The 16,532-nt window shown below is 58.3% G+C and carries 16 protein-coding genes and 1 riboswitch; of the genes, 7 read left to right on the forward strand and 9 right to left on the reverse strand.

Features of this window, described 5'->3' with window-relative positions; all coding sequences use genetic code 11:
- Positions 1-27: 27 nt before the first annotated feature.
- The 7 genes from OR1_RS22755 to OR1_RS10575 form a co-directional block, all read right to left on the reverse strand.
- Positions 28-1,278 (reverse strand): TolC family protein, encoded by a 1,251-nt coding sequence (locus OR1_RS22755; protein ID WP_041971799.1) that lies wholly within the window; start codon positions 1,276-1,278, stop codon positions 28-30.
- Between the two features lie 34 nt (positions 1,279-1,312).
- Positions 1,313-4,420, reverse strand: coding sequence for an efflux RND transporter permease subunit (locus OR1_RS10550; protein WP_041971800.1), 3,108 nt, complete (start codon positions 4,418-4,420; stop codon positions 1,313-1,315).
- A gap of 74 nt (positions 4,421-4,494) precedes the next feature.
- Positions 4,495-4,854: a hypothetical protein gene (locus OR1_RS10555; protein ID WP_041971801.1), complete on the reverse strand. Its 360-nt coding sequence runs from the start codon at positions 4,852-4,854 to the stop codon at positions 4,495-4,497.
- An 11-nt stretch (positions 4,855-4,865) separates the two neighbouring features.
- The gene (locus tag OR1_RS10560) at positions 4,866-5,303 is read right to left on the reverse strand and encodes a DMT family transporter (RefSeq protein WP_041971802.1); all 438 of its coding nucleotides are present in this window, start codon (positions 5,301-5,303) and stop codon (positions 4,866-4,868) included.
- Between the two features lie 22 nt (positions 5,304-5,325).
- Complete coding sequence (gene yaaA / locus OR1_RS10565; RefSeq protein WP_041971803.1) at positions 5,326-5,526, reverse strand: S4 domain-containing protein YaaA; 201 nt, start codon at positions 5,524-5,526, stop codon at positions 5,326-5,328.
- Positions 5,523-6,674: an efflux RND transporter periplasmic adaptor subunit gene (locus OR1_RS10570; protein WP_041971804.1), complete on the reverse strand. Its 1,152-nt coding sequence runs from the start codon at positions 6,672-6,674 to the stop codon at positions 5,523-5,525. The genes yaaA and OR1_RS10570 overlap by 4 nt, the downstream gene beginning before the upstream one ends.
- Positions 6,671-7,288 (reverse strand): TetR/AcrR family transcriptional regulator, encoded by a 618-nt coding sequence (locus OR1_RS10575; RefSeq protein ID WP_041971805.1) that lies wholly within the window; start codon positions 7,286-7,288, stop codon positions 6,671-6,673. Before OR1_RS10575 ends, OR1_RS10570 begins: the two co-directional genes overlap by 4 nt.
- Positions 7,289-7,450: 162 nt before the next feature.
- On the opposite strand from OR1_RS10575, the gene def reads away from it, so the two are divergent.
- The 7 genes from def to OR1_RS22295 all read left to right on the forward strand — a co-directional run bounded on the left by def (position 7,451) and on the right by OR1_RS22295 (position 15,149).
- Positions 7,451-7,969 carry a peptide deformylase gene (gene def, locus OR1_RS10580; protein WP_041971807.1) on the forward strand — a complete coding sequence of 173 codons (519 nt, stop codon included), beginning with the start codon at positions 7,451-7,453 and terminating at the stop codon, positions 7,967-7,969.
- The gene (gene fmt, locus OR1_RS10585; protein WP_041971808.1) at positions 7,966-8,922 is read left to right on the forward strand and encodes a methionyl-tRNA formyltransferase; all 957 of its coding nucleotides are present in this window, start codon (positions 7,966-7,968) and stop codon (positions 8,920-8,922) included. The genes def and fmt overlap by 4 nt, the downstream gene beginning before the upstream one ends.
- 4 nt (positions 8,923-8,926) lie before the next feature.
- Positions 8,927-9,685, forward strand: a complete 759-nt coding sequence (locus OR1_RS10590) for a DUF116 domain-containing protein (RefSeq protein ID WP_041971810.1) — start codon at positions 8,927-8,929, stop codon at positions 9,683-9,685.
- Positions 9,686-9,720: 35 nt separating this feature from the next.
- Entirely contained in the window at positions 9,721-10,665 is a 945-nt protein-coding gene (locus OR1_RS10595) for a polysaccharide deacetylase (RefSeq protein WP_237754274.1), read from the forward strand.
- Positions 10,666-10,894: 229 nt separating this feature from the next.
- The gene (aroF, locus tag OR1_RS10600) at positions 10,895-11,914 is read left to right on the forward strand and encodes a 3-deoxy-7-phosphoheptulonate synthase (RefSeq protein WP_041971811.1); all 1,020 of its coding nucleotides are present in this window, start codon (positions 10,895-10,897) and stop codon (positions 11,912-11,914) included.
- A gap of 75 nt (positions 11,915-11,989) precedes the next feature.
- Positions 11,990-12,076: riboswitch (cyclic di-GMP riboswitch) on the forward strand.
- A 102-nt stretch (positions 12,077-12,178) separates the two neighbouring features.
- The gene (locus OR1_RS22570) at positions 12,179-13,750 is read left to right on the forward strand and encodes an SBBP repeat-containing protein (RefSeq protein ID WP_052440382.1); all 1,572 of its coding nucleotides are present in this window, start codon (positions 12,179-12,181) and stop codon (positions 13,748-13,750) included.
- The gene (locus tag OR1_RS22295) at positions 13,686-15,149 is read left to right on the forward strand and encodes an SBBP repeat-containing protein (RefSeq protein WP_202812046.1); all 1,464 of its coding nucleotides are present in this window, start codon (positions 13,686-13,688) and stop codon (positions 15,147-15,149) included. The genes OR1_RS22570 and OR1_RS22295 overlap by 65 nt, the downstream gene beginning before the upstream one ends.
- A 16-nt stretch (positions 15,150-15,165) precedes the next feature.
- On the opposite strand, the gene OR1_RS10615 is transcribed toward OR1_RS22295, so the two are convergent.
- Together OR1_RS10615 and OR1_RS10620 are read right to left on the reverse strand one after the other, a co-directional pair.
- Complete coding sequence (locus OR1_RS10615) at positions 15,166-15,753, reverse strand: NTP transferase domain-containing protein (RefSeq protein ID WP_082002905.1); 588 nt, start codon at positions 15,751-15,753, stop codon at positions 15,166-15,168.
- Positions 15,746-16,528: an XdhC family protein gene (locus OR1_RS10620; protein WP_041971814.1), complete on the reverse strand. Its 783-nt coding sequence runs from the start codon at positions 16,526-16,528 to the stop codon at positions 15,746-15,748. The genes OR1_RS10615 and OR1_RS10620 overlap by 8 nt, the downstream gene beginning before the upstream one ends.
- Positions 16,529-16,532 lie beyond the last annotated feature (4 nt).

Genomic DNA, 16,532 nt, shown 5'->3' on the forward strand with positions numbered 1-16,532 from the left:
AATTTCTAGCTTTAGACCACACCAGAATTACTCTCCCAATATCCCCATGGTCCATTGCAGGTTTACCAGCGAAGAGAGATAATCCCGCTGCGCCCGGGCAAGATTGCTCTGCGCCTGCAGCAGGTTCAACTGGGCGTCGTCCACTTCGAGCCTGATCTTGACCCCGTATTCGTAACCCTTCTCAGCCATCTGCAGCAGCCGCTCCGCCTGGCGGACCGTGCCGGACAGGGCCGAGACGATCTCGGACGCCTCGCGCACCCCGTTCAGGGCGTTCCGCGTCTCCAGGGCAATGCTGTCCCGGAGTTTGGCCGCCTCGATCTCCTTGGTCCTGAGATCGCTCCTGGCCTGCTGAACCTTGCCCGATGTCTTCAAGCCGTCAAAAAACGGGAAGCTGAGATAAACGCCGAGGTTCCAGGCAGCGCCGTTTTCGTCCCGGCCGTAGGTATCGAGGTAATGCAAACCAGCGCCGGCCTTGAGATCGAGACGCGGCTTGTTTTCGGCCGCGGCAATGGTCACCAGTTCGCCATAGATCCCGACCCGGTGCCTGATGTCGGCCAACTCGGGCCGGTGCTGCTCCGCAGCGGCAAATGCGGTCTCATAGGTTTCCGCTTTCATCGGCGGCGCCTCCAGCTTGCCGGTCACGTCGATATCCTCACTGTCCAGCGCCAGCAGAAACCGCAGCCTGTCCCGTGCCGTCCGGACCGCATTCTCGGTGCGGATCACTTCAGGGCGGGCGTTTTCCACCGCCACATCGGCGGCGAGCACGTCGTAATCGGTGGCGACCCCGGCGCTGAACCTCTTGTGGGCCTCGTCCTGCAACCTCTTTTTCTGTTCCAGGTTCTGCTGCGCCAAGCGCCCTAGCTCCTTTGCCAGCAGCACGTCATAAAAGGCGACCGACACGTCCCGTTGCGCCGCTTGCCGATACAGCCGCAACTGATCATCCGCGGTCTTCAGCCCTACCTCTGCCGCCCGGATCGCCGCACCGATCTTCCCCCAGGTAAAAAGCGCCTGTGACACCGAGAGGTCCATAACGCGGCTGTACTGGCGATCGGTTGGGGCAAGTAGCCGGGTGCTGTCGTCCCGCGCCACGGTTGCCGACGCATCTATGGAGAAATGCGGCAACGCCGCCGCCCGCTCCTCGACATACCGCCCCTGGACGTAATTGGCGTATTCGCGGGCTCTGAGGAGATCGCGGTTCTGCTTCAAAGCGATGTCGACCGCCCCTTCAAGGGTCAGGATGCGCGGTTCGACCGCATAGAGAGGCTTTGCTAGGAGCATTCCGGCAATGAGGGCAATGATGACGGCTGCTGCTTTATGCTGTTCGGCGCTTTTGCTTTTTCCATTTCCGTTTCAACCAGGCGCCGAAATCGTCCATGTAGGTGTACATAACCGGCACCACCAGCAGCGTCAGCAGCGTGGAGGTAAGAAGCCCGCCGACCACGGCCCGGGCCATCGGCGCCCGCCCCTCGCCACCGGCGCCGATTCCGAGGAACAGCGGCATCATGCCGAAGATCATTGCCAAGGTGGTCATGACGATCGGCCTCAGCCTGGTCCGGCCGGCAAGGATGACCGCATCGCGCCGACCGAGGCCGTCCCGCCGCTGCAGGACCTTGGCATAGTCCACCAGCAGGATCGCGTTCTTGGTCACCAGCCCCATCAGCATGATCAGGCCGATCAGGGACATGATGTTGACCGTGTCGCCGGTAATCTTGAGCATCCCGGCCATGCCGACGATGGAGAGCGGCAGCGAGAGCATGATGGCGAACGGCTCGAAAAACGACTCGAACTGGGCCGCCAGAATCAGGAAAACGAAGATCACCGCCAGCAGCAGCGATTCGCCCATGTAACCGAACGATTCGGCCATGTCCTCAGCCTCGCCGGAAAGGTTGACTGAATAGCCAGGAGGCATGTTGATCCGTTTGGCCGCCTCTTCCACATGCTTTACGGCCGTGCCGATCGGGAGTTCGTCAAGGTTTGCCGATACCGTGACTTGGCGAGCCAGGTCACGCCGGTTGATCTCGGTTGGCGAGGCGGCAACTGCCGTAGTCACGAGGCTTGCCAGGGGAACCAGCCTGGCGCCCCCTCCGGAATCCGGCACCGACACCTTAAGATCCGCGACCTGCCCCGGATTTCGCCGGAGCGCTTCCGGCAGCCGCACCCGGACGTCGACCGCATCGCCGTCTTCGTCCTCGTAAGTCGAGATCGCCTCCCCGCCGACAAGGCGGCTGAGAGAACCGACGATATCGTTGCTGGTGACCCCGGCGGAAAGTGCCTTTTCCCGATCGACCTTGAGCCGGTATTCGGGGATGTCGTGCTCCAGGGTGACGCTCAGGTCAACGATCCCCGGCACCTTGTACAACTCCTCCCTCAGCTTCAGCCCGAGCTGCTTCAGGACCGCCAGATCGTCCCCCTTCAGATCTGCTGTCAGAGGCTTACGCGCCCCGCCGATCTGTCCGACCTCCTCGATAGAGAAGGTTATACCGGCGATCTTCTGCAACCGCTGCCGCACCTCGCGCTGCAGGTCGAACTGTCCCCGTTGCCGCTCTTTGCGCTCTTTCAGCTTGAGATAGAGCAGTCCGTCGCGCACCGTGCCGTTGTCACCGGCGCCGATGGTCGCATAGCTGTGATCGATCTCCGGAATCCCGGCGACCGCTGCCAGTATGGCGCGCAACCGGCCATCGGTCTCGGTCATCGAGGCATCCGGCGCAGTCTTGAACGATATCTGGAACTCCCCCTTGTCCTCCCGGGACATGAACGAGGATTCCAGGGTGCCGAAGATGAAGATCCCTCCGATAAAGGCCAGCAGCGCCGCGAGCATTACGGTCTTGCGATGGTCTAGCGCCCAGCCGATGGCAGCGCGGTAGCGGTCGGCGGAGATGTCGAACCAGTCGTTGAAGCGCTCCAGCCAGCGGGCAATGCCTTTCCGACCTCCGTGCAGGTGGATGGACGGGTCGCTCCAGCGGGACGACAGCATCGGATCGAGGGTAAAAGAAACGAAGAGCGAGACCAGCACGGCAAAGGCCACGCTGATGCCGAACTGATAGAAGAACCGGCCGACGATCCCCTTCATGAACGCCACCGGGACGAAAACCGCGACAATGGACATCGTGGTGGCAAACACGGCCAGTCCGATCTCGGCGGTCCCGAAACGGGACGCCTCCATATGATCCTTGCCCAGCTCCAGATGCCGGACAATATTCTCCCGCACCACGATGGCATCGTCGATCAGCATCCCGATCGCCAGTGACAGGGCCATCAGGGTCATGACGTTCAGGGTCATCCCCATGGCATTCATGATAATGAAGGCTGAAATGACCGAAATCGGGAGGGTGACGCCGGTGATGACCGTGGACCGCCAGGAGTTGATGAAGCAGAACACAATCAGGACCGTGAGGATGCCGCCGATGATCAGGGTTTCCTCCACATCGGCCAGGGATTCCCGGGTCATGATGGTGCCGTCGCGCACCATGGTCAACGAGACCCCGGGGGGCAGCTCCTTTATAACCTTTTCCATCACCTTCTTGACCGTATCCACGAGCTCGACCTCATTGCCGCCGGACTGCTTGTAGATATCGAGGCCGATGGCCGGCTTGCCGTTCACCAGGGCCAGTTTCCGCTGTTCCTCGACCCCGTCGGTTACCTGCGCCACTTCACCGAGCGTGATCGGCCGGCCGCCCCTCTGGGCCACGGGCATCAGCCGGTACTCCTCGGCCCGGTTCGGTTTGCCGTCGATCCGCATCGGGTATTCGGCGGTACCCCGGGTCAGCCGGCCGAGCGGCGTGTTGGTGTTCTCGGACCTGATGCCGGTCACCACGTCGTTCACCCCCAGGCCGAGGGAGTCGAGCTTCACCGGATCGAGCTCGACATTGATCTCCCGCTTCTGGCCGCCAACCATCTCCACCTTGCCGACCCCGGCAACGCTCTCGAACCTTTTCTTTATCTTCTTGTCCACCAGCGAGGTCAGTTCCCTGGCCGAAAGCGTATCGGACTGTACGGCCAGAGCAGCCACCGGCGCGGCATTGAAGTCGAGCTTCTGGATGATCGGCTCATCGATCCCCTGCGGCAGATTGCCGCGAATGGAGCCGATCTTGGCCCGGACCTCCTGGGCGCAGTCGTTCACCTTCTGCTCCAGCTGGAACTGGACCATGACGGTCGAGACCCCTTCGCGGGAGGTGGAGAAAACGTGCTTGACCCCGGCGATCTGGTTGACCGACTCCTCGATCCGCTTGGATATCTCCCGCTCCACGGTCTCAGGAGATGCGCCGGGAAAGGTGGTCACCACCGAGATCAGCGGGAACTCCACGTTGGGGAACATCTCCACCGGCAATCGCTTGTAGGAGAAGATCCCGAGGGTAACGAGCGCCAAAACCATGACCGTGGCGAAGATCGGCCGTTTTATGGAGAGATCGGAGAGAATCATCTGGTTATTCCTTGCATGTTTTTTGGCCGTGATCAGCGCAGGGTCACCCCTGCATGCCGATGCCGTTCAGTGTCTCAACCGGCAAGCCTTGCCGTTATCAGCGCTTTCAGATCTTCTATCGAACCGCAGCGGTTGATCTCTTCGCTATTGATCCAGATGTCGACAGCTTCCCCTTTTTTCACGAAGACCGCCGGGAGCGGCACGCCGGAGACCCCATACCTCGGTTCCAGCTCATCGCGATGCAAAAATTCAAACTCCGCATCGAGCGATTCCAGGAACTCCTTCCACTCTGCCCGGATGGAAAAATTGCCGTAGGTGATCGCGCAGAGGTTGCAGGAATAGGTCTCGGGCGAAAAGATCTTGTGAGCGATGTCGGTCAGGGTGTTGAAGACGCCGGTGTCGGCGTTGTAGACGAATACCAGGTAAGGTTTCATTGCCTCTCCTTTCATTTCCTGAGCACCAGAGCGGCGCCGGCTGCCAGCAGCACGATTCCGAGCAGCCGTTTCGGCTCCATCGGGACCTGCCTCAGACCGAACAGCCCGAAATGGTCAAGCAGCACCCCGGTGGCCAGCTGTCCGGCGATGACGCCGGCCATTACGGCGACCGTGCCGATCCGCGGCACGACAATAATGGTGAGCGTTACGAAAAAGGCCCCCAGCAGCCCACCGGTCAGTTCCCACCACGACGCGGTGCCGATCGCCTTGATACCGCCGCGGCCGGTCAGCATAACAACCGCAAGCAGGGCCAGGGTCCCGACTGCAAACGATATGAATGAGCTTTCAAAAGGGCCGACCTTTTGCGCCAGCCTGGCGTTTATGGACGGCTGGACCGCCACAGCCATACCGCCGCAGAACATCAGAACCAGCAACCAATAGCTGCTCATCTTCCCCCCCTTCAGGACCGGTTTACTCAACGCCGTACCTCTTGCCACCCCTGACCTCGACCGTGTCGCCCGGCCTGAGTTTGCGCCCCCGCCGGGTTTCGGTCTCGCCGTTGACTATGACGAACCCGTCCTGAATGGCGATCTTTGCTTCGCCACCGCTGGAGACGGCATTGACTGCCTTGAGAAAACTGTCGAGCTTTATGAACTCACCATCTATCTTCATCGCTGTTTCACCCCTCCGGCCATGGTCACCTTGTCACCGTCCCTGAGATTGAACCCACCGCGGACCACGTAGGTCTCGCCCGGCTTGACTCCGCTCACGATCTCCACCAGCTCGTTGCTGACCGCCCCGGTGGTCACCCGGCGCAATCGAGCCATATCATCTGTCACCACAAACAGGGTCCCGGTTTTTGCCGCCGTGTCCCAGGCAGAGAGGGCCTGCCGGGGAAGCTGGACAACATCGTTCCGCTTTCCCGAGATGATTTTACCCTTGGCAAAGAGCCCGCCTTTCAGAAGGTCGCCAACGTTGGGCACCTCGGCAATCACTTTCAGGGATCGGTCGCCGGAGTTCAGCTCCGGGTTGATGTACATCACCTTGCCGCTGAAAACCTTACCCGGCAGGGAATCGACAGTGAATTCCAGTGGCTGGCCGACCCTGGCCCGCGCCGACTCGGCCGACGGGATCGTGACGGTCAGGTTGAGCAACCGGTTGTCCACGATCCTGAAGATCGGTTTGGCAGCCGCGGCATCGCTGGCCAGATCGCCGACATTGACCTCGCGGAGCGATACTACGCCGTCCATCGGCGCGGCCACCATACCTTTGGCCTGCCTGGCCCGTCCCTGGCGAACCTCCTCTTCCGCGGCCCTAATCTGCGCCCTGGCCGCCGCGATGCGCGCCTGAGCAGCCTCGGCCTCGGTGGTCGCATCATCAACGGCCTGCTGCGTCGCCAGCCCGGATTCCTTGAGCTTCCTGATCCTGGCCAACTCCCGGTCCGCCCGGCTTACAGCCACCTGGGCCTGCGCAAGCCCGGCCTTTGCCGATTCGACATTGGCCTCGAACCGCTTCACAAGCGCCTCGGTCTCGGCCACGTCGATCTTGGCCAGAGGCTGACCTTTCCGCACCCGGACCCACTCGGTCACGAACACCTGCTTCACCAAGCCGGGGATCTGGGTCTTGATATCAGCGTAAAACTTCGGCTCCAGGCTTCCGGTGACTTCGATCCCTTCAACCAGAGGCATTGGCGCGACCTTTGCCACGTCCACGGCCACCGGGGGCTTCTGCACTCCCGCCTTCTTTGCCTCACCTTTGCCGGAACAGGCAGTCAGGCCGGCCAACGCCAGCGTCATCAAGAAATAGGCATATTTTTTCATTTTGCATCTCCCCGCGATATCCCATCCAGAATAAGGGCAAGCATTCTTTTGGTGTCATCCCGGTTGATCCTCGGGTCGTTCCGGCAGAGCTGTTCTTCCATGCAGACATTAAGGCATCCGATGATGACCCAGGTCATGTCGGCCGGGTCGCCGGGGCGGAATTCGCCGGATGCAATCCCTTCCGCAACCACGGTCCTTACCGCATCCAGCATCCAGTCAAAGGCCTGATCGTGCTCGAATTGCGGGGCGCCCTGCGCCGGACCGAAATAGATCGCGTAAATGAGCCGTGCCACATCGATAAACTCGAGAAAGGCGTCGAAAATCCCGAGGCAGAGGATTTCCATCCGGTCGCGCGCCGACCCGCTCTTGCCGACCAGTTCCCGCATCCGCTCGCCGAAGATGGTGTAGGCACCCTCCATCAGTTCGAGATAAATCCCCTCTTTGCTGTTAAAATAGTAGTAAAGGACCGGCTTGGTAACCCCGGCAGCTTCGACGATCTCACGCACCGTGGTTCCGGCGTACCCCTTGGAGGTAAAGAGCCGCAACCCCTCGGCAAGGAGCCGCTCACGGACCGCCTGGTTAGCCTGAGCCCCGGCTGTTGCTTCTTCGGTCATGGTGCACCGCCTCACAAATTTATATACCTACCGGTAAGTACACCTATTCCAGCCAGGAGGTCAAGAGTTATTTACCGTCCGGTAAGCGCAGTAAGGAAGAATTTGCTTTTTGGCAGGGAAATTAGTTATAGTGGTTGAATTCTCAAGGGAGACCGAGGACAGATGATACGAACGATTCTTACATTTCCCGACCCGGACCTGAAAAAGAAGTCCCATCCGGTGACGGTTATCAACGACAAGACCAGGGAGCTGGTCAGAGACATGGCGGAAACGATGTACGCCGCACCCGGAGTGGGGCTGGCAGCCCCTCAGATCGGGGTGCATCAGCGGATAATAGTAATCGACATTTCCGGAAAAGATGAGGACCCGAATCTGATCGTTGCCATAAATCCGGTGATCGTACACGGCGACGGCGAATCATACGAAGAGGAGGGGTGCCTCTCTGTGCCGAAGTACGCGGCCAATGTCCGGCGCCATGCCCGCGTGGTGGTCAAGGCGCTGAACCTTGACGGCGAAGAGGTGACCTGCAAGGCGGACGGTCTGCTGGCCATTGCCTTCCAGCACGAAATCGACCACCTGGACGGCATCCTGTTCGTAGACCATATTTCGCCGCTCAAGCGCGAAATATTCAAGAGAAAGTACCGCCGGACCCTGGAAGAGATGCAGGAGCATAACCGATGACCGGGTTGCGGATCGTTTTCATGGGCACCCCGGAGTTTGCCTGTCCCACCCTGCAGACCCTGATCGATCGGGGCGAAAACGTGGTGGCCGTGGTTACCCAGCCGGACCGGCCCAAGGGCCGGGGCCAGCAGATGCAGCCGCCACCGGTCAAGGAACTGGCGCAAAAACACAACATCCCCGTTATGCAGCCGCTTAAAGTCAGGGTTGCGGAGGCAGTCGAGGAGATCCGTTCCTATGAACCGGACCTGATCGTGGTGGTGGCATTCGGCCAGATCCTCCCCAAAGCGCTGCTGGATATCCCGAAACATGGCTGCATCAACGTCCATGCCTCGCTGCTGCCGCGATACCGGGGCGCCGCACCGCTGAACTGGTGCATAATAAACGGCGAGTCCGAGACCGGCGTCACCACCATGCTGATGGATGTGGGGCTGGATACCGGCGACATGCTGCTCAAGAAGACAACGCCGATAGCCCCGGACGAAGATGCCCAATCGCTGCATGACCGTCTGTCGCAAATCGGCGCGCAGGCGCTTGCCGAGACGCTTGAGCTGCTGGCAGCTGGCAGCCTGGTTCCGGAAAAACAGGACGATAACCTGACCTGCTACGCGCCGATGCTCAAGAAGGAACTCGGATGCATCGATTGGAACGATCCCCCGGCAAAGATCAAGAACCTGGTCCGGGGCGTTACCCCGTGGCCGGGCGCCTATACCTACCTTGACGGCAAGCTGTTGAAGATCTTCAGGGTCAGGACAGCCGACGGCACCGGGACGCCGGGATCGGTCCTGCAGGCCGACAAAAGCGGGATAGAGATCGCCTGTTCCGGTGGCAGCATCCTGGTCGACGAACTGCAACTGGAAGGGAAAAAGCGGCTGCCGGCCGCCGAATTCCTCGCCGGATGCCGGCTCTCTCCGGGAATGACACTCGGCACAAGAGGCTCCGCAGTTGAAGGATAACGGCATGGGTACAACGTCTCCTCCCCGGAAGCGCCTGTTTGTAGCGCTCATGGGTGTAACATGCCTGCTGATCGTCGGGGTGATCTACCTGATGTGGTGGATACCAACCAAAGGGCTGGCCAACTTTCACCCCGATCTGCCGCGGATAGTCGGCCTGGTCTTTGCCGCCCTCTCCCTCCTGGCCGTTCTAGGCACAGGTCTCCTGGTGCTGACCACGGCCTTTGGCAAAGATATCTTCTTCACCCGTTTCATGCGCCTGGTAGTGATCAAGTTCCTGCTTCCGGCAATAGAACTGCTCGGTCGCGCCATCGGAATCCACAAGGACCATATCCGCCAGTCGTTCGTCGCCATGAACAACAGCCTGGTATCTTCCCAGAAGCTGCTGATCCCGGCGGACCGGATCCTCATCCTCCTCCCCCACTGCCTGCAGCTGTTCGACTGCGACATCAAGGTGACCGGCGGCATCGACAAGTGCGTGCGGTGCGGACGGTGCAACATAAAAGGTCTGGCCGAATTGGGGGACAAGTACAAGATCGATATCTCGGTTGCCACCGGCGGCACCCTGGCCCGCAAAGTCATCGTGGAAAAGCGCCCCAAGCTGGTGGTCGCCGTTGCCTGCGAACGGGATCTCACCTCGGGGATAAAGGACTGCTACCCGCTCCCGGTTATCGGCGTGCTAAACGAGCGCCCCAAGGGTCCGTGCATCGATACCATTGTCGATGTCGAGAAGATCGATTCGGCCATTGCATCGGTAATCGTCTGATGATGCGGCTCCACCCCGGTTTGACGGGGATGTTGATGACGCTGGTGCTCCTCTGTCTGGCTGTGCCGCTCAGTGCAGCCACAATCACCGAATACCGGCCGACAACAGTTGCCTGCCGGCTCGACAATGGCGCCAAACAGCTGGCAATCCGCTCGTTCCGCAAAGAAGGCGTTCCTTATTACCTGCTTGTAGACCTGAACAGCCTCGCAACCAGGACAGCGCCTGCCTCTTCAGTAAGACCGATCACAGAAGCAGGACCACCATCCTTTAGCGACATCCTGGCAAAAAACACCGCCCCGCCGTACAAATTGCAGAACTTCGGCCTGACGCATGCCATGACCAATCCCTCCGGGATGTTCCTGACCGTTGACCTCTGCCCGTCTAAACGCCCGTTCGAGAAGGGGGCGTTCGAGGCGCTGGCAGCTATTGCGAGTAAAAGCGGCCGGCCGACACCGGTTGCCATCTGCATCACCGGCGCCTGGCTCCGTACACACCGTGAAGAGCTCTCCTGGCTGCAAGCCCGGGAACAGCAAGGGCTGCTGGCCATCACCTGGGTGAACCATTCCCTGACCCATTTCTACGACCCGACGCTTCCGCTGGAGCGCAACTTCATGCTGGCCGCCAAGACCGACCAGCGACATGAGATCCTGGCAAACGAAGTTGCCATGCTGGAAGCGGGACTGGTCCCGGCGCCGTTCTTTCGCTTCCCCGGCCTCGTGGCCGACGAGCGGCTGGTGAAACTGCTGGCCGAACTCTCCCTGATCCCGCTCGGCGCCGATGCCTGGCTGGCCAAAGGGGAAGAGCCGCGGAACGGCAGCATCATCCTGGTGCACGGCAACGGCAACGAACCTCCCGGTATAACCAGACTGATGAAACTGCTGCAGAGCCCCGACTTCCCCGCCTTTCTACCGCTGGCTGCGGCAACAACGGCCTCCCGCAACAATTTGCTTGACAAACCGGCTACGGCTGGACAAAGATAGCCACATGAAAAATTTCTCCTTCCAGAACTTTACCGGCTTCTCTTTTTGGTATGGCTTTTATTTTAGGCCGTCTGCCCGGTTACAGGTCTGAGCGAGGGAACATAACACTTCACACAGCCAAAAGCCGAGGGCAGACAACGAGTCTCCCCCGGCTTTATTTTTTTTTGCAGAACCAAAGGCCGGGGGATATTCCTCCGGCCTTTTGCTTTTGGCAAGAAAGGATCGAACCATGATCGTGGTAATGAAGGCAGGCGCAGCAAAAAAAGACAAGGATGAGGTTTTGAAGAGGATCAAGGAGTTGGGGTACAAGCCGCATGTGATTCACGGAACCACCCGCGACGTCATCGGCGCCATCGGCGACGAACGGGGGAAACTGGTGCTGCAGCAGCTGGAATCGATGCACGGCGTCGAGAGCGTGGTGCCGATTCTCCAGCCCTACAAACTCGCTTCCAGCGAAGTAAAAAAGGAGCGGAGCATCGTCCGGATCAGCGAAACCGTCGCCATCGGCGGCCCGGAAGTGATCATTATGGCCGGTCCCTGCTCGGTGGAAAGCGAAGAGCAGATCATCGAGAGCGCCAAGGCTGTAAAGGCCGCCGGAGCTCATATCCTGCGCGGCGGCGCCTTCAAGCCGCGGACGTCACCCTATTCATTCCAGGGGCTTGAGGAAGAGGGACTGAAGCTGCTGGCAAAGGCACGGGAACTGACCGGACTCCCTTTTGTCACGGAAGTGATAAACCCGGAAACCGTCGAACTGGTGGCCGAATACGCCGATATCCTGCAGATCGGCGCCCGGAACTCGCAGAACTTCGCCCTGCTGAAAAAGGTCGGCCAGATTAGAAAGCCGATACTGCTCAAACGCGGCATGGCTATGACCATCCAGGAGTTCCTGATGAGCGCGGAGTACATCATGGCCGAGGGAAACCAGTCGGTAATCCTCTGCGAACGCGGCATCCGCACCTTCGAGACCGCCACCCGCAACACCCTGGACCTCTCCGCCATCCCGGTCCTGAAGACCAAGACCCACCTGCCGATCATCGCCGATCCGTCACACGGCACCGGCAACTACCACTACGTCGGGCCGATGTCGCTGGCCGCAATTGCCGGTGGCGCCGACGGCCTGATCATCGAAGTCCATCCCGACCCGGAGCACGCATCAAGCGACGGTCCGCAGTCGCTGAAGCCGAAGAAGTTCGCCAGGCTGATGGAGCAGATGAGAAAGGTGGCCGAGGCAGTGGAACGGAGTCTGTAAGCCGGACTAGAAAATTATTACTTTTTTGTCAGATATGTATTGACACATGAGTTACCGTGAATAAAATGGCACTAATTGCATATACGCCAAACCCCGGGTGACCGGGGGACGGAAAGCCACGGGACTCACTTATTTTTGCGACAAGTCAGCCGGGTTGCCGGTGCGCTCAACGTTAGAGCGCAACCAGCAGCCCGGCTTTTTGTTTGTCGATAGAGTTCTCTTTCAAGGCAATGACGGGCCAGATCCCATTTCCAGGAGATCACAATGAAAAGGACATTGCGCCACATTCTCTTTATCCCCTTACTGATCGGTCTGCTTGGGTCGTTGCAAGCAGTTACAGCTGCGGACACCACGCCTCCCCTGACCATCCCTTCGCCTTCTATGGGAACATTCAATACCCCTCAGAACGTGACTCTTACCTGCAACGATAGTACTGGCAGCGGTTGCGAGGCCACTTACTACTGCTTGGGGAATAGCTGCACGCCTACAACGGTTTACAGTACTCCCATCTCCATAACAGAGTCTTCGACACTACGTTTTTTTTCTAGAGATATTGATGGCAACCTTGAACAGGTGCGAAACTACTCCTATACCATAGACCCGACCCTGCTTTTCTCCTTTGACTGTGCCTGGCCTAACATCCCTCAACAATGGTATTTCAACTTACCAAAAGGGATTGCTATTGATGCCAATGACAATGTTTATGTGGTGGATTACAAGAACAATCGAGTTAGTAAATTCGACAATAGCGGATATTTGGTGAATCAATGGGGCTCAACCGGGAGCGGAGACGGGCAGTTCAACTTCCCGTATGGAGTGGCGGTGGACAGTAATGGCAACGTCTTTGTATCAGATGGCGGCAACCATCGGATTCAGAAGTTCGACAATAATGGCAACTTGGTGACCCAGTGGCCAGCTGGGATCGGTGGTGGGCAGTTCGATTCGCTGTATGGAGTGGCTGTGGATGACAATAGAAATGTCTTCGTGGCTGATAATGCCAACAAGCGAATTCAGAAGTTCGACAATAGCGGCAGCCTCGTGACCCAGTGGTCAACGGGGAGCGGTAACCTGCCGTTTAGCGGGGTAAGTGGCGTAGCTGTGGACACAAACAATAACGTCTATGTGGTTGAAGGTGGGAACAACCGCGTCCATAAATTTGATAATGATGGCAATTTTATTAACCTGTTGGGAAACGAAGTGCAAATATTTCCTAGCAATGTCGCGGTTGACAGCAATGGCAATGTATATGTGCTCGAAGTCGCAGTGGGACAAGGGGTCAGTCGCGTACAGAAGTTCGACGGCAACGGGAACTCTCTGACCAGTTGGGGAACTATTGGCAGCAGTGACGGACAGTTCAATTATCCGTGGGGAGTGGCGGTTGATTCCAAGGGTAATGTCTATGTAGCGGATCAGAATAACCGCATCCAGAAGTTCGACTCTAACGGTAACTTTCTTTATAAGTGGGACTCAGCCGGGAGCGGAGACGGGCAATTCTCTACACCCAATAAAATTGCAGTGGACACCAGCAGCAACATTTATATTACCGATGGAAATAACAACCGGGTTCAGAAGTTCGACTCCAACGGTAATTATCTCACCCAGTGGGGCACATTAAGTGTCCCCAGGGGGATAGGGGTTGATGCAAACGGCCAGGTTTTTGTTTCAGTCCCAAACAGCATCAAGAAGTACGACGGCAGCGGAAACTCCCTCAACGTTTGGGGTTCATACGGGACCGGTAACGGGCAGTTTAACAACCCGAACACCTTGGCAGTTGATCGAACCGGCAACATTTTTGTCGCTGATGCAAGCAATAAACCGTATCCAAAAGTTCGATAACAGCGGCAACTATCTGACTCAGTGGGGCTCATCGGGACAGGGGCCTACACAGTTCTTTCTTCCCAATGGTCTGGCTGTGGATGCGAGTGGCAATACCTATGTGACTGGCTTCGGTCCCATCCTGAAGAAATTCACCGGCAACGGCAGCTATCTGACGCAGTGGAACATAACCGGTGCTGGAAACGGCATGGCAACGGATCCGAATGGCAATGTATATGTGGCGTCTTACAGCAACAATCACATCCAGAAGTTTAGCAGCAACGGCGAACTTCTGACCCAATGGGGCTCGACTGGAAACGGCAACGGGCAGTTCAGTAACCCTACCGGAGTTGCAGTGGATGAAAGCGGCAATATTTATGTGGTCGATCAGAGCAATAACCGTATCCAAAAATTCAAACCGGCTCCACTCGGCGCCCCACTAGATGTCATTGCGAGCGCTGGCCCAGGCCGGGCATCTATCAGTTTCAAGCCGCCTCTGGCAGATGGCGGAAGCAAAATCCTTTCATATACCGTGACGTCCACCCCCGACAACATAACAGCCAGTGGTGCCAGCAGTCCGATCATAATCACGGGCCTTACCGATGGAACCACCTATAGTTTTAATGTCTATGCCACCAACGCATCAGGGGCAGGACCGGTTTCGGTTTCTTCCAACAGCGTCACAACAACGGGGCCATACTCAGTTACCGCTTTTATAAGTCGCGGAAACGGCACAATTTCATCCCCTAACCCTCTCGTCGTTGCCAGTGGTGGCACTTCGACCTTCACCGTTAATCCTTCATCCGATTATTCGCTTTCAACCACAGTAAACGGAACCTGCCCGGCAGGCACATGGAACGGTAATTCATATACCACAGGCACAATAATTGGTGATTGTACGGTAGGATTTTTGTTCAATCCTGCACTGAATATAACCATATCTGGCAGAGGCAGCGTGCTTCTCTCCACCGGAGGAAGTTGCACTGCCAATTGTAGTCAATATTTGAATGTCGACTCTCTAGTGACCCTTACCCCTTTAGCAACAAACGGTTTTATGTTCGGAAGCTGGTCAGGAGCATGTAGCGGAAGTCCGTGCATTTTGTCAATGACTGAACCCAAGAACGTAACGGCAAGTTTCGGTTGCGCGGTCAAAACAATGTACATAAATCTTCTTCCCTCGCCACAGCCTTATTGCGGTGGTGCTGGTGACATATGCACCATAGTTCCAGATCAAGGCAGCATATGCCTGCCTTCTTCCTTTGAATCGATCAATATCAATTGCCCAAAATTAATCTCTATTGGTGGGGGATGCGATGACCCATCAGTGACCACTCCACCCCCCGGAGGCACAACTACAATAAACGGATCGCTTACCATAAGTGATGGCACAGTGAACGTGAATGGAATTGAAATTCGATAGGAAGGTTGGGAGATTGTTACATCCGTTTCAATTGCTCGTAATCCTCGGGGGTATCCATGTCCAGCAATATCCCAGCATCTTCGGTGGGGCAGAGATTGATCAACTCCTGGCGGAGCTGCAGCAGGTCGCGCAGGGTCGGATAGTCTGGGAGCTGGTCGATCACGACTCGGGGGAGCAGCAGCGGGTGGCCACGGCGGCCGGCATGGGTAGGGATGAAAATGGCGGTCGGGTTTTGCGTATGACGCTCGCAGAGCATCTCGCAGGTCTCGGGAGTTACCAGCGGGGTGTCGGGAAGGAAGACCAGCACGCCGGTAGCATCGGCAGGGAGATGTTCCAGTCCCACTTTCAGCGAGCCGGCCATGTCGCTTCCCTCATTGCAGTTCCAGGCAACGGTGACAGGGAGATGGTCAATTTTTTCATGGATGGTTGTGCCGTGCGGTGAGGCGAGGACCACGACGATATCGTTGATACCGGCCAGTCTGATGGTCTCGATGCAGCGAATTATCACCGGCCGGTCCGGGAGTGGCAGCAGCATCTTGCAGCACCCCATCCGCTCGGAACGGCCCGCTGCCGGGATCAGGGCCGCCACCTTAGGTTCAGGCACGGTAGCGGCGCTCGATCAGCTGGGCAGCTATGGAAATGGCGATCTCCGGCGGCGAATTTCCACCAATGGCGAGGCCGACCGGGACCGTCAGCCGCTCCAGGTCGGCAAAGGTAAACCCTAGCCCGGCCAGATCCTTGAACAGGGTCTCCTTCTTGCGCATGCTGCCAATAACGCCGATGAAACCGGCCGGGGTTGCCAGCGCTGCCTTGACCGCAGTCAGGTCGCTCGCATAGCCGGGAGTGGCGATTACCACGGCATCCGCCTCCGTCGGCTGGAACGATGCCACACCGGCGGCATAATCGCCGTTAAAGTACTCCGCTGCCTCTGGCAACCGCTCGGGTGCCAGGTAATCCGGCCGTTCATCCACCACAGATACCCGGAATCCGGCCAAGGCGGCCAGATGGGTCAGCGCCTGCCCCACATGACCGGCGCCGCACATCACCAGCCGCGGCATCCCGCCCAGCGGCTCGATCTGCACAGTCAGCTCCCCGCCGCAGGCATGGCCAAAGGTTTCATCCAGGACAAAGGTTGCGGATACAGGGCCGGTACCGTCTGCCAGCGACTTGAGCGCGGTCCTGACAACCTCCTGCTCCACCTTGCCGCCGCCGATGGTCCCGGCACTGGTGCCGTCACCGCGGACCACCATTTTGGCGCCTGCCTTGCGGGGAGATGACCCGCGGCTGGCGATCACGGTTGCCAGCACGCACGGCTGACCGGCGCGCTGCAACCGGACCACCTCCTCGAAAACCGCCACTGTTTCATTTCCGCCGTTCATAATT

The sequence above is a fragment of the Geobacter sp. OR-1 genome (assembly GCF_000813145.1).
Lineage (GTDB): Bacteria > Desulfobacterota > Desulfuromonadia > Geobacterales > DSM-12255 > Geoanaerobacter.

What these genes read in the sequence shown, in the direction of transcription:
- OR1_RS22755 (WP_041971799.1), bottom strand. Translation starts at nt 1,278, where the DNA reads ATGCTCCTAGCAAAGCCTCTCTATGCGGTCGAACCGCGCATCCTGACC.
- OR1_RS10550 (WP_041971800.1), bottom strand. Translation starts at nt 4,420, where the DNA reads ATGATTCTCTCCGATCTCTCCATAAAACGGCCGATCTTCGCCACGGTC.
- OR1_RS10555 (WP_041971801.1), bottom strand. Translation starts at nt 4,854, where the DNA reads ATGAAACCTTACCTGGTATTCGTCTACAACGCCGACACCGGCGTCTTC.
- OR1_RS10560 (WP_041971802.1), bottom strand. Translation starts at nt 5,303, where the DNA reads ATGAGCAGCTATTGGTTGCTGGTTCTGATGTTCTGCGGCGGTATGGCT.
- yaaA (WP_041971803.1), bottom strand. Translation starts at nt 5,526, where the DNA reads ATGAAGATAGATGGTGAGTTCATAAAGCTCGACAGTTTTCTCAAGGCA.
- OR1_RS10570 (WP_041971804.1), bottom strand. Translation starts at nt 6,674, where the DNA reads ATGAAAAAATATGCCTATTTCTTGATGACGCTGGCGTTGGCCGGCCTG.
- OR1_RS10575 (WP_041971805.1), bottom strand. Translation starts at nt 7,288, where the DNA reads ATGACCGAAGAAGCAACAGCCGGGGCTCAGGCTAACCAGGCGGTCCGT.
- def (WP_041971807.1), top strand. Translation starts at nt 7,451, where the DNA reads ATGATACGAACGATTCTTACATTTCCCGACCCGGACCTGAAAAAGAAG.
- fmt (WP_041971808.1), top strand. Translation starts at nt 7,966, where the DNA reads ATGACCGGGTTGCGGATCGTTTTCATGGGCACCCCGGAGTTTGCCTGT.
- OR1_RS10590 (WP_041971810.1), top strand. Translation starts at nt 8,927, where the DNA reads ATGGGTACAACGTCTCCTCCCCGGAAGCGCCTGTTTGTAGCGCTCATG.
- OR1_RS10595 (WP_237754274.1), top strand. Translation starts at nt 9,721, where the DNA reads ATGACGCTGGTGCTCCTCTGTCTGGCTGTGCCGCTCAGTGCAGCCACA.
- aroF (WP_041971811.1), top strand. Translation starts at nt 10,895, where the DNA reads ATGATCGTGGTAATGAAGGCAGGCGCAGCAAAAAAAGACAAGGATGAG.
- OR1_RS22570 (WP_052440382.1), top strand. Translation starts at nt 12,179, where the DNA reads ATGAAAAGGACATTGCGCCACATTCTCTTTATCCCCTTACTGATCGGT.
- OR1_RS10620 (WP_041971814.1), bottom strand. Translation starts at nt 16,528, where the DNA reads ATGAACGGCGGAAATGAAACAGTGGCGGTTTTCGAGGAGGTGGTCCGG.